Origin of the sequence: Pseudoalteromonas sp. PAR1 (genome assembly GCF_947311895.1) — a bacterium.
Classification (GTDB): Bacteria; Pseudomonadota; Gammaproteobacteria; order Enterobacterales; family Alteromonadaceae; genus Pseudoalteromonas; species Pseudoalteromonas lipolytica_C.
Map to the genome: position 1 here is coordinate 71,559 of NZ_CAMZMY010000003.1, position 12,501 is coordinate 84,059.

At 42.7% G+C, this 12,501-nt stretch carries 8 protein-coding genes; 4 read left to right on the plus strand and 4 right to left on the minus strand.

Translation table 11 applies throughout. The features are described 5' to 3' along the window. Positions 1–13: 13 nt before the first annotated feature. On the plus strand, positions 14–1,144 hold the full coding sequence (locus tag QL229_RS03105; protein ID WP_281546469.1) for an ROK family transcriptional regulator: 1,131 nt from the start codon (positions 14–16) through the stop codon (positions 1,142–1,144). A gap of 33 nt (positions 1,145–1,177) precedes the next feature. Here the strand turns inward: QL229_RS03105 and QL229_RS03110 are convergent, their stop codons facing one another. Both QL229_RS03110 and QL229_RS03115 read right to left on the minus strand, forming a co-directional pair. Then, on the minus strand, positions 1,178–3,217 hold the full coding sequence (locus tag QL229_RS03110) for a S9 family peptidase (protein WP_281546470.1): 2,040 nt from the start codon (positions 3,215–3,217) through the stop codon (positions 1,178–1,180). A 142-nt stretch (positions 3,218–3,359) separates the two neighbouring features. Continuing rightward, a complete protein-coding gene (locus QL229_RS03115; protein ID WP_281546471.1) occupies positions 3,360–4,592 on the minus strand; it encodes a TMEM143 family protein in 1,233 nt (410 codons plus the stop codon). A gap of 237 nt (positions 4,593–4,829) precedes the next feature. Between QL229_RS03115 and QL229_RS03120 the strand changes: the two genes are divergently transcribed. From QL229_RS03120 to QL229_RS03130, 3 genes are all read left to right on the plus strand, one after another. Continuing rightward, entirely contained in the window at positions 4,830–5,738 is a 909-nt protein-coding gene (locus QL229_RS03120; protein ID WP_281546472.1) for a GGDEF domain-containing protein, read from the plus strand. 59 nt (positions 5,739–5,797) lie between these two features. Further along, positions 5,798–6,382 (plus strand): VTT domain-containing protein, encoded by a 585-nt coding sequence (locus QL229_RS03125; protein ID WP_281546473.1) that lies wholly within the window; start codon positions 5,798–5,800, stop codon positions 6,380–6,382. 78 nt (positions 6,383–6,460) lie between these two features. Next, the gene (locus QL229_RS03130) at positions 6,461–8,047 is read left to right on the plus strand and encodes an L-lactate permease (protein WP_281546474.1); all 1,587 of its coding nucleotides are present in this window, start codon (positions 6,461–6,463) and stop codon (positions 8,045–8,047) included. 58 nt (positions 8,048–8,105) lie between these two features. On the opposite strand, the gene QL229_RS03135 is transcribed toward QL229_RS03130, so the two are convergent. Together QL229_RS03135 and QL229_RS03140 are read right to left on the minus strand one after the other, a co-directional pair. Further along, a complete protein-coding gene (locus QL229_RS03135; RefSeq protein ID WP_281546475.1) occupies positions 8,106–10,046 on the minus strand; it encodes a phytase in 1,941 nt (646 codons plus the stop codon). A gap of 58 nt (positions 10,047–10,104) precedes the next feature. Continuing rightward, positions 10,105–12,405, minus strand: a complete 2,301-nt coding sequence (locus QL229_RS03140) for a TonB-dependent receptor (protein WP_281546476.1) — start codon at positions 12,403–12,405, stop codon at positions 10,105–10,107. Positions 12,406–12,501: the final 96 nt, after the last annotated feature.

Consider the following 12,501-nt stretch of genomic DNA (forward strand, 5'->3'; position numbering starts at 1 on the left):
CAAGAAGGATGTTATGAAGAGCAGTTTATCGCGAGCACCAAGAAGCAATAACGAGCGCGCAATTTTAAGTTTAATTAGGCAGCAGCAAAGCATACCTAAGGCACAAATAGCGAAGGCGTTAGCTTTGTCTGCTCAGGCGGCAACAGTGAATATCAATAAGCTCGAAGAAGATAAGCTATTGCTTCGTGATGCACCTGTTAAAGGCCGAGTAGGGCAGCCAAGTGTGCCTTTTAGGCTTAACCCTGATGGCGCGTTTAGTTTTGGTTTAAAAATCGGACGACGACGCTTCGATCTGATACTCGTTGATTTACAAAGCACGCAAAGAGCGTCTGTATCTTTGGAGGTGAATGAGGCATCGGTTGATGAGCTTAAAGTATTTTTAGAAACACATATTCCTAAATTAATCAGCCAATTAGAACCTGAGCTGCGCTCACATGTTTGCGGGCTTGGGGTCGCTATGCCGTTTGATATTTGGCAATGGCAGGCAACTTCAGACTCAGCAAAAAATCCCCTTAGCCAATGGCAAAACTTTGATTTGAAAGGCTACTTAGAAAGTCAGTTTCAGTTACCTGTTTATATTAGTAACGACAATAACGCAGCCTGCTGTGCAGAGTTAAGCCTCGGAAATCCTAATAACTATAGCGATTTTTTATATGTCTATTTAGGGGCTTTTTTAGGTGGCGCTGTGGTGATTAACCATCAGCTTCTCGAAGGCAAAAGTGGTAATGCCGGTGCAATAGGATCCATGCTAAACGCTGAACGCGAACAGTTACTTAGCCAATGTTCGTTACTGTCATTGCAAAGCGAGTTTAATAATGCGCAACTTGGCATTTCTGTGTATGAGCTAACAGACTGTCAGTTTGCAGTGCATAAAGGGCTAGTTCAGCCTTGGCTTGAAAAAGCCGCAGAGGCTATCAGTATTGCCATGCATAACAGTTTAAGTTTATTAGATATGCAAGCTGTGATTATTGATTCGCCGTTACCGAGTAAAGCGCTTGAACAGCTCAAGCACTTATCAATTGCAGCATTTGCACGCTTAGATAGTCGTGGACTACGTAGCTGTGAAGTGAGTTTAGGTGTGTGCGGAGAAAAAGCGCAGTCAATAGGCTCTGCCCAACTTGCGCTTAGTCATCATTATTTTTAAACAGGAGTGAGCAGCTCACTCCTGGTTAATTTATTACTTCTGATATTGTTTGAACCACGCAAGCGTGTATTCAATTTTCGAAATCATACGCGATGGACGACCCGCAATACCATGTGGTGAGCCCGGCACACGAATAAGCACGGTATCTACCTTTTGCAGTTTTAATGCTTGATAGAATTGCTCTGATTCTGAAATCGGCGTACGGCGGTCTTCTTCACCTGTCATGATCAATGATGGCGTGGTTACGTTACCCACTAATGAAAGCGGCGAACGTTTCCAGTAGTGTTCAACATTATCCCATGGCATGCCCGGGAACTGGTTGCGAATTTGACCAATGTAGCTGTCGGCAGTCAGTGTTTTACTTAACCAGTTAATCACTGGTTTGGTAATTGCAGCCGCGTTGAAGCGGTTTGTTAAACCTACAGCATAAGCTGTTGCAATACCACCTGCTGAACCACCAGCAATAAATAGGTTATCTTTGTCGATAAACCCTTTTGCTATCATGGCATCAACCGCTGAGTTATGGTCAGCAAAGTCTTCTTCAGAGCTGTATTTACCATCTAACAGCAATGCAAAGTCTTTACCGTAACTTGTTGAACCACGGTAATTTACATATACAACCACATAACCTTCAGCGGCATAACGTTGTAATTCAGCAGTAAAGCTTGGGCCATAGGCTAGATGTGGACCGCCGTGAATTTCAACCATTAATGGATATTGCTTGCTCTCATCAAAGTCAGGTGGCGTGATGTACCAACCTTGAATGGCTTGGCCGTCAAACTGCGACTTAACATTCAGCTCGTGTACTTTACCTAGCTTTTTATGGCCTAATATATCTTCGTTTAATGAAGTAAGCGTTTTAGTTTTACCTTTGTATAGGTAGCCTAAATCAGCTGGGCGATACTCGTTGCCTTTTGTATAAGCAATGGCGCCATTGTTGGCCATGCTAAAACTACCGCTAACATACGGGCGACCAATTGAAGTGCCCGATAGCGTATCAGTTAAATCAGTTACCTTACCGCGGCTGGTTACTTTAGCGAGCTTACGCTTACCAAAATCATCGTACTGAATAACAAAGTCGCCATCGCCTGACCACTTATAATCAGCCACTGAACGGTCTAATTTTTCAGTAATATGCTTGATTGATTTATCATCTAAATCAAGTAATGACAGCGTTGAGTTAATATAAGGCACAGGGACGTTGTCACGAGCAACAAAGGCAAGCTCATCACCGTCTTTAGCATAACGCGGGTTACTTTCTCGGCCCGGTAAATCTGTTAGCTGTGTAAGCTCACCTGATTTTACGTTAATTTCATAAAGGTCTGACTCAGTAGTGCGGTATTCCCAGTCATCATTGCGATCAGCAGAAAAAGCCAGTTTTGTGTTACTTGGATCCCAAGCAAGTGGACCATAGTGCTGATAATCACCCGATGTTAATTGGCGTGGTGTGCCACCCGAAACCGGAATAACAAAAACGTGACGATATGAAGGTTCTAAAAAGCCTGCACCATCAGCTTGATAACGCGCTTTTTCAATTACTTTAACTGGTTTTGACCACTCGGCGCCTTTTGGTTTTTTTGGCAGCTTTACTGATTTAGCGAACGCAGATTTACCTTCCGGAATGCTCATAGTGAAGGCAATTTGCTCTGAGTCATTGGACCAAGTTAAGTTACGTACTGATTTTGGAAGTTGCGTTAAAAGCGCTTGTTTGTCTTGCGCTAACCAATAAACGTGAAGTTGATTTGAGCCGCTTGAATTGCTGGTAAAAGCAATTTTTTGGCTATCTGGAGACCAAGTTGGTTGGCTGTAGTTATGTTCATCAGAAAACAGCGGCGTGTGTTGACCAGACTTTAAATCGTAAAGCCAAAAGCTACGTTTGTTGCCATCTTTCATGATGTCGTAGCCGCTACGCACATAAACAATTTTTTTACCGTCTGGGCTTATTTGTGGGTCGCCTGCGTATTCAAGTTGAAAAATATCTTCAGAAACAAATTTGTCGTTAGCATATACCTGAGCTGTTGTTGCTGCGCACAGCAAGCTGGCTCCAATAAAAATTGATTTTTTTAATTGCATGGAATGGTCTTTTTTTAGCCGTAAAATTTTATCCTAAAAGCAGACCATGCTGTGCGCAAGCACATTGAGATAAAGTTGCATTTACCCCAGTTGAATTGACTCAAAGTCTATATGTGCTTCGCTAGTACCTGATTTTAAAGGCTTAGGCAAACTTAAAATAGTCATCCCAACGACTATCTAAGCGTTGTTTGGCATTGGCTAAATCAACCGCCGAATAAAGATCATTGTTTTGATTAACCAGTTCAAGCTTGACGAGTTTGTCTAAAGCATCATCAATTTCAAAGTCGAGCTGGCAATTATGTTGCTCGTTAAACCATTGCTCAATTTGCTTATCTAATTGCTCTGCCGTCATCTCAGATTTGCTCTTTAATAAAAAGGTGTAGGCAAGCAGCGCTTCTTTTACATCTTCTTCTTCAGCTGCATCAACGAGGGTATGAAAAACACCTGCGTTGTTATCGAGATTTTTAAAATACAAGTTGTCGGCCAGTGCTTTCATAAAGCGAATTTTACGATTTTTAAACTTGCTCCACTCTTTAAATATAAAGCTGCCAAACACACCCATGCCGATTGCAAAGGTAATAAAGTGCTGCTGACTCATATGCACTTCTTCGCTGCGCCAACCGCCCCAAAAAGCAATCAAGGCAATAAGCAGTAAAATTGACGCGCCTAATTTTGTTACCAACACCACAGCACCACCAATCAGGGCAGATGAGCCAATAATCAGTTTATCAATCGGGCGCATTTTTACTTCGCTATTCGGAAACAGCATTTCTAAATCGGCTTTGGGGACATTCTGGAATAATTTGACGATGGTTGAATTGGGCTCGAATCCTACCGGCATTTTGCCTTTTTCTAAAAAGTACTGCTCGTCTTTAAAGCGAATGAATATGGCAACGCGGTCATAGTTGGTGAACTGAATTTGTTTTTTGCGCAGTCCCCAAAAACTGCGTAGCGTCTCGGTTTTTTGCGATTCGCCGCGACGATAAAAGACCACTTCTGCAAAGTCGTTAAACTCAACAGCCAAACGGACTTTAAATAAAGACTCTTCATTCAATGCATCTTGCAAGTCTTGATTGGTAATGGTTTCAAAATTGGCGGCATTGAGTACCGTGGCAAAATCTTTAGCAAAAGCTGATTGATAGTTGGCACGCTCAGCATCGGTAATAGGTTTCAGCGTGCGGGTGTCGCTATTTGGGTCAAATGGCGCATAGTTGTTTTTTAATGACTCCAGCAACCCGTGATATTGATAATGGGTCACGCTTTGCAAAAGTGTAGCAAACTCCATAAACGAACTTGATTGCGACTCACCTAAATAGGCTTGGCAAAGGTTGATGATGTCGTGTTTACGAAAAGGAATAAAGCGTGCGTTAATCATTATGTTAATATTTATTTAAACAGAATTCGCTCAGATGATAAAAAATTAATCTCGAGAATGCGACTGTTACAAACAAATAGCATGACGTTAGACTTTTTTGCTGGTTAAAAGGGATTGTTTTAGGTTAATTACTCCAGCCAAAATGCTGGTTTTTAAAATTCACGGTCGCTTTGTCATGCACTTTTAAACACGCTTTGCTAATGTTGAGCCAATTGCAGTAAGTTGTCGTGATCTGTTATGAGTATACAACCTCCACCAATCGAAGTTAAAGCTGAGTTAAACTCAGTACCTCTAGTTATAAAGCAGCTTTTTATAAGCGTGTTCATTATTTCATTGTTGATGATTGTGGTGACATATCTTTACCATTTTAATCGATTAGAAAATGATATTTATCTCAATGGCGTATTAACAGATGCTATTAATCTATTGATCCTCATATGTATATTTGCTTTTGTGCAAACATCGGTAGTAGCACAAAGAAGCTATTTATTTTTAAGTATCGGTATTTTTCTATGGAGTGTCGGGCTGACCTTCGACTTTCTAGATGAGCTTGTGTTTCAGCCTATTTGGGTGGGAATTTATATCGAGGATATTGCTCGAACAATTGGTATGTTGGTTACTGGTTTTGGTTTATTTTTAGCTTTGTCAGACTTAGCTAAAACCCGCGAGCAACTTGAAGAAGAGCTAAAAACAGATGTGCTTACCAAAGCCTATAATCGCCGTTATTTCTACCACTATGTACTGCAAAATCAAGATACACCGCATAGTATTGTAATTGTAGATATTGATCACTTTAAAGCGATCAATGATGAACATGGTCATGATGTAGGCGATCAGGTGTTGATTGATTTTGTATCGCAATGCCATAAGGCATTAGACCCGCATATTTTATTTGCCCGTATAGGTGGTGAAGAGTTTGCTTTATTTGTTCCGACTGAAGATCAAGAAATATTGAGTCAGACATGTCAGCAACTATTGTGCTTGGCCAGTAACGTGATGGTTACGCCGAGTAAAACACTCAGTGTGAGTGTAGGTTCAGCTATAAAACGCGCCACAGAAACATTTAGTAATGCAATGAAACGAGCTGATCAGGCACTATATCAGGCTAAAAACCAAGGCCGTAGCCGTTATATTCATAAACCGTAAGGGACGGTTAAGGGTTTTTGTTGTACCCTAAAGCCGAGCAAAACGATTAAGGATGAATAATGGCAATTGCTAAAAAGTTAAAGCAAAAAACACGGCAGTTTATCGACTCTAAACATATGCTTAAATCGATTACGGTGGCATCATTTTTAGAGTCAACCATAGTGCCTATACCGCTTGAAGCTGTGCTTGTTCCGTTAATGCAAGCTCGCCGTGAAAAGCTGTGGTTAATCGCATTAATGGCGACCATTGGCTGTATTATTGGTGCTACTTTTGGTTATGCCCTTGGTTATTACCTATTTGACGTAGTAGGCGATTGGGTAATTAATACCTTCTCAAATCCTGAGCAATTCGAGCAAGTTAAACAAAACATGCAAGCACAAGGCTTTTGGTTTGTATTGACGCTCGGTATTGTGCCTATTCCATTTCAAATTGCCATGCTGGCCGCTGGGGCAACTAAGTATTCAATTTTTCTCTTTTTACTGGCTACGGTCATTGCGCGCTCAATCCGTTACTTTGCCCTTGCTGCAGTTGTTTATTACGCGGGTAATCAGGCTGAGCGAATTATTCAAAAGCACAAAACTAAAGCCTTAGTCGCTATTTCTGTGTTAGTACTGTTAATTTGGTGGCTTAGCACACTCATTTAACAAATAAAAAATACTGATTATGGTTATCCTGTCTATACTTTTAATTAAGGAAAGCGCTTAAAAACAACAGGATGACCAATGAATACCCTAGTGGCTGCACTGCCTATTTTGCTATTGATTTGGATGATGGTAAAACGCAGCCCCATCGCTTCTTATATTGCCTTACCCATAACAGCGCTACTCGCTGCTTTACTGCAGCTGTTTTACTTTCAAGCTGATTTAAGGCTGTTGCTTGCCAATGTGTTTGCTGGTGTGTTGTCTGTTATGACGCCTATTTCGATTATTGCTGGAGCTATTTTACTTAACCGCATGTTGGCAATATCAGGGGCCGAAACCACGATTAAACACTGGCTCGAATCAATAAGTAGTAATCAGGTTGCGCAATTGATGATCATAGGTTGGGCATTTGCATTTATGCTCGAAGGCGCATCCGGGTTTGGTACGCCAGCGGCTATTGCTGCGCCTATTTTAGTCGGGCTTGGTTTCTCGCCTTTTAAAGTGATTGTTTTCACTCTTATCTTAAACTCAATTCCCGTTTCTTTTGGTGCAGTAGGCACACCAACATGGTTTGGTTTTTCGGCGCTACAGTTAGATGATGGGCAAGTGCTGGCTATCTCAAAATGGACGGCACTTTGCCATGTTATTGCTGCTTTGGTTATTCCTATGATTGCGCTGTGTCTTGTTTTACCACTAAAAAAGGTGCGTCAAAATAGCGTATTCATTTATTTAAGTGTGTTTTCATGTGTCTTACCTTATTGGTTGTTTGCCCAGTGGAACTATGAATTTCCATCACTGATTGGTGGTGCAGTGGGGCTATTAGTCACTATCTTTTTGGCGGATAAGGGAGTGGGTTTAGATAACTCAGCTGTAAATGCACAAAGCACGAAAAACAAGGTTGAGTTCACACCTAAAACGCTGTTTGTAGCGTTATTCCCGCTATTACTCTTGATTGTTGTGCTGGTCATAACCCGTATTCATCAGCTGGGCATTAAAGCACTGCTTAACGACGAAACGCTCTGGCTGAGTGTCAATTTGGGCTTTGCGCAATTTGAATTAAGTAAAGCGCTGATCTTATCTTTACATGAGATATTTGGCACGTCGGTGGGATGGTCGTATAAAACCTTGTTTGTTCCAGCACTGATCCCGTTTGTATTGGTGGTGTTGATCTGTGTGCCGTTACTTAAAATGAGTAAGCCACAAGTAAAGAAAATGTGCTCCGACACCTTAGGCCGTATTGCTATGCCATGTATTGCTTTAATCGGTGCGCTGGTGATGGTGAATGTTTTAATGCAAGGCGGCCATAATGCGCCCATATTTTATATGGCGAGTACCTTTGCTGATTTAAGCGGTGAGCACTGGGTGTTATTTGCCTCGTACTTGGGGGCACTCGGCACTTTCTTTTCAGGCTCGGCAACGGTGTCTAATCTTACCTTTGGCGGTATTCAATATGGCATTGCTGAGCAAGTGGGCTTATCAGAAACCTTAGTGCTTGCGTTGCAATCAACAGGAGCCGCGATGGGTAATATGATCTGCATTAGCAATATTATTGCTGTAGCCAGTATTGTTGGAGTGAATAATCAAGAAGGGCCTGTGCTTAAGAAAACCTTTTTGCCGATGCTAATTTACGGTGCAATAGTGGGGGGCTTTAGTTACCTATTTTACTGATTAAACATGTGCAGATAAAAAAGGTGCCCAGATAAACCGAGCACCCTTACGGAGTAATTTATTGAATAGCTTTTTTTACTTCGCGCCAGTCAATAATCTTAAAGTTTTGCGGTGCTTGCGGCATACGGTTGTAACCATCTTGCACAATTAGCACCCCTTCAGGGTAGCCCGGTAGCGCAGCCGGTGTTACCGTTAGGCCATCGGTTTCTGAAACGCCATCTATTGCTAACTCTAGGTTATTGCTGATTGCAAATTTACCCGCAAACTCTAGGCTAGGGGTATTGCCATCGATAATTTTATAAAGCACATAGCTGTAATCACCTTGGCTAGAAACCACTAAATAACGGGCATCTTTCGCGTGATAGATTTCCATGCCTTCTACATCATCAACCAGCATATCGTTCACGGTTTGTAACATTACAGGTTTATTTCCTGCTGTTGGCTCAGCGCCAATAAACCAAATACCTTCATCTTCTTCACCTAAAAATAGCTGTGCGGTTTTATCATCTGCACTGCAACCTTCAGGTTGGCTCGGTACACTAAATTCGCGCACTAATTGTGCTGATACGCTCTCATTATTGCCAGTTAGTTTGTATTGCTGAAATAGGCCTGATTTGTCATTCATAAACACATAGTTGCCTGTGTTTGATGAGTACATACACATACCGTAAATTTCGTTTAGGGTTGTTGGCAACTCAGCAAGATGTTGCACCTGATTGCTTGTATCAACGGTGTAAACACTGATGGTGTTATGAGTTCGGTTACTACCTGTAATCCAGGTATTCGTTGCGTTGTTGATACTGGCATGTTGGCGCACATCAACATTATTTAAACGGCCTGTTTCTAGCGCTTGTAGCTCTTTGCCTGCAAGGTCATACACCATTAAACCACGGCGTTTATCGGTACCTAGGATCAGGCTTTTTGCTGCATTTTTTGGATTTACCCAAATGGCAGGGTCATCGGCGGCATCACCAAAAGCACGCACTGCATCGGTTTGCGCTTGTGCATTGATATAAGTAACAGCCGCTGTTTTAGCACTATTTTGTTGCTTAGCTTGTGCTTTAATTAGCCCATCGATTTGACCTTTTACATAATGACCTGATTCATCATCGTACAGCACGATATCAGCTTGATTATTGTTAAAGCTCACTGCGGCAGATTCAATTGCCAGCTCACCAGCAAATTGCCAGCTGCTAAAACGTTTAGTACTCTTTTCGTAGCGATGTAATTGGTTATCATCAGAAGTGGTAAACCATAAGCTACCATCTTCTGTTGTGCTTAAGCCGCCAACTTCAGGCGCTAAGCTGCCAAATGGCGACATCATAGCAAGGGGCTTTTTATCGGCGCGCGATTCAGCGTCGGCGTTAATTTGCCATATGCCCACTTCGCCTTCGCTTAGGTAAAGGGTTTTACTGTTATCATCAACCGCACAGCCTGATGTTTCACTTACGCCAGCAAACTCGCGTAATTCAAGGTTTAATGCGCGCTTGTTTGCCATATCAAACACCAGTGTTTCGCGAATAAGACCACGAGCATCTGCCACAAACGCCGACACAGCTTGAGTGGTCGGGTTAGCAAATAAACACACCGCTTCAGGTTTTGCTTTTGGTGGGCTGATACGGCTAATTTCAGTCAGCTGCCATTTAGGCGCTTTTTGTAAGCTAAAAATCACCGCTTGGTCGGCTTCGTTGTCGATGCTAGCAACAAGGTAACTGTTTTTGTTGATTGCTTTTACAGATAGCGCCTCGAAATTACCTTTTTGTAATGCGTGCTGTTTACCTGTGGCATCAATAAGCTGAAGGCCTTGGCTTTGTGAGCTTAATAGCCAAGCGTCATCAGCAAGGGCTGCTGCTTGTGAGCCTTGCATATTTTCAGTTGTGCCAAAGGCTGTTAATTGGTTTTTACTTGGCGCCTCGGTTGCCGTTGTTTGGCTACACGCTGCTAGGGTGCTCAGCATCACTGCACTGGCAACAAGATTAAGTGGTTTTTTAAAATTCATGGGATCCCCAAATATACAACAAGGCAGCAATGCGCTGCCTTAATAACTCTTTTGTGTATTAAAACGCGTAGCGCAGCATTAACTGAATAACAGGGCCTGCTTCTTCAGACTCCAGTTCATACTCGTCAAAATCGCGGTTGATTTGGTCATCAACCGTGTCGAACTTGTTAAACGTTTCGTCTTTGCTTGCATCAAGTAGGTTTGAGCCCACTAAACGAAGCGTGACGTCTTGCCAGCGTTTTTCTACGAATACTTCAAGGTCAGCACCGTAGTGTGTGGTCACTTCTTCACCCACGATACGGCCATAAGCATCACCTTGTTTACGGTAAGTTGCACCGAACGAAGCGCCTAAATCAGGTAGGTCTTGAATAAAACCAACGTTAAACACATAGTCAGATTGGTCGTTGAATTTACGGCTACCGAAAGTGTCATCTACTTCTGAATCAAGCCATGAGTAGTTAAAGAATACCCCGGTGTTTGGCATGCTAATGGCGCTTAGCGGCGTTGATAAATCAAGCTCGATACCTTTTACGTTGCCATCGCCTGTGTTGCGCGGTTGCAAAATGTAAGTACCGTCACCTTCTGAGCCTTGTTGGCCTGTATTAGCTATTTCGATAAGGTCAGTCACATCGCGGTAGAACACATTAATACCCACAACGCCGCTTTTACCTAAGCGATACTCATAACCTAAGTCCATACCCCACGATGATTCTGGTTGTAGGTCTGGGTTACCTAAAAAGTCGTTATCGCCTAATTCTTTTTCAAGTAGAGCTGGGGTGATGTAATCAAAATCAGGGCGACGTAAGCTACGTGCAACCGAGGCACTAACACGGCCATTTTCAGAGACGTTGTAACGTAAATGTGCCGATGGTAAGAAGAAGTCATAATCGTTTTTAGCGCTCACACCTTCTGCTTTGTCTGTAATGGTTGAGTCAGTTGTTTCGTAGCGCACACCTAACTCCCACGAGAAGTCTTGGTCTTCGTGCTTAACTAATGCAAATACATCTAGGCGGTCTTCTTCGAGTTTATTTACGCCACCAGCGGCTGCTTCAAACTCGTTGTTAAAGCCTGCCAGTGACATTGGTGTTTGGCTGAATTGATCCCAGCTTGTAAAGCTTTGTTCGCTTTCATCTTCGGCTTGATAAACCGCAGTATCGCGCTCTTTGCCTTGTACAAAGGCACCAAATTGAATCGTTTTGTTCTCGCCTGCAAACAAGCTATGTTGCCATTGTAATGACCATTCTTTGTCATCAAGGTCTACGGTTTCTTCTTCTTCCTCAAACACCATAGGTAGTTCAGAGGTATCGATTTCTACTTCTTGCTCGTAAACAGACTCTTCAAAGCTTGCAAAACCAAGTTTGAATTTACTGGTGCCACCAAAAAGGGGTAACTCATAACCCGAGTTGATGTTGTAGTTGGTTTGGTCGATGAAAGACACATTGGCGTTGTCGGTTTCAAGATTACCCCCTTCAACAATTGAGTTATTAATTGCTGTTGGGTCGTCATATTCAAATGAACGCTCATCTTCAGTACGGTCGGTATCAACCCAAATCGCGCTGATATCAAACTTACTGCCATCATCAAAAGCAATTTCGTAGCTGGCATTTAGCGAGGTATCGTCACCGTCGCGAATATCTGATTGATCTTCGCGGTTATCGAATTCTTCGGTTTTGTAATTAGCGTTATTCTCTGGGCTGTCGCCATAGCGTAGGCTTGATTTTTGTTTTGGGTTATAACGACCTTGCAAGTTCGCACCTAGTAGTAAACGGCCGCCAGCAAACTCAGTGCCGTAAACACCTGCAAAGCTTTCTTTTAATTCGCCATCGTCATAACGCAGGCCACCCGCACGAAGGTAACCACCATCTAGGCTGTAACCGTCACGCAATACAATGTTTAGCGTACCGGCAATGGCATCGGCAGAGCGGTTTGCACTTGAAGCACGAATAATTTCTACACGCTCAATTAGCTCAGCAGGAATACGGTCAACAAAGAATGAGCGGTCAGCACCTGCACCAGGTACTTCTTCACCGTTAATAAGGACCTTTGTGTAAGCCGGGCTTAAGCCACGCATACGCGCGCCATCAGACTCTAAAACATCTGATAAAAACGTCACACTTGGTACGCGTTTTAATGCATCACCGGCAGTAAGTGGTTCAAAACGTTGAAAGTATTCTTGTGAGTATTCAAGCGTCGGTGCCAGCTCTTGTGAGCGGTTGCGATAACCGATTTCGCCATAGACAACAAGCTCTTCAGAGACTTTTACTTTTTTCTCATCGCTGTTTTGTTCGTCTTGTGCGTAAGCGGCAAATTGGCATAAGGCGAGGGCGCTTACTAACGCCTTCGTTTTAAATTGTTTCATGGGTTTGCTCCTGGTTGTCCTTGGTTTGATGAGCAAAGTACGCAGCTTAAATGACGCAAATGTGACAGAAAATCGCTAACAGCCTGTAAAAACAAG

What these genes read in the sequence shown, in the direction of transcription:
- QL229_RS03110 (WP_281546470.1), bottom strand. Translation starts at nt 3,217, where the DNA reads ATGCAATTAAAAAAATCAATTTTTATTGGAGCCAGCTTGCTGTGCGCA.
- QL229_RS03105 (WP_281546469.1), top strand. Translation starts at nt 14, where the DNA reads ATGAAGAGCAGTTTATCGCGAGCACCAAGAAGCAATAACGAGCGCGCA.
- QL229_RS03135 (WP_281546475.1), bottom strand. Translation starts at nt 10,046, where the DNA reads ATGAATTTTAAAAAACCACTTAATCTTGTTGCCAGTGCAGTGATGCTG.
- QL229_RS03125 (WP_281546473.1), top strand. Translation starts at nt 5,798, where the DNA reads ATGGCAATTGCTAAAAAGTTAAAGCAAAAAACACGGCAGTTTATCGAC.
- QL229_RS03140 (WP_281546476.1), bottom strand. Translation starts at nt 12,405, where the DNA reads ATGAAACAATTTAAAACGAAGGCGTTAGTAAGCGCCCTCGCCTTATGC.
- QL229_RS03130 (WP_281546474.1), top strand. Translation starts at nt 6,461, where the DNA reads ATGAATACCCTAGTGGCTGCACTGCCTATTTTGCTATTGATTTGGATG.
- QL229_RS03120 (WP_281546472.1), top strand. Translation starts at nt 4,830, where the DNA reads ATGAGTATACAACCTCCACCAATCGAAGTTAAAGCTGAGTTAAACTCA.
- QL229_RS03115 (WP_281546471.1), bottom strand. Translation starts at nt 4,592, where the DNA reads ATGATTAACGCACGCTTTATTCCTTTTCGTAAACACGACATCATCAAC.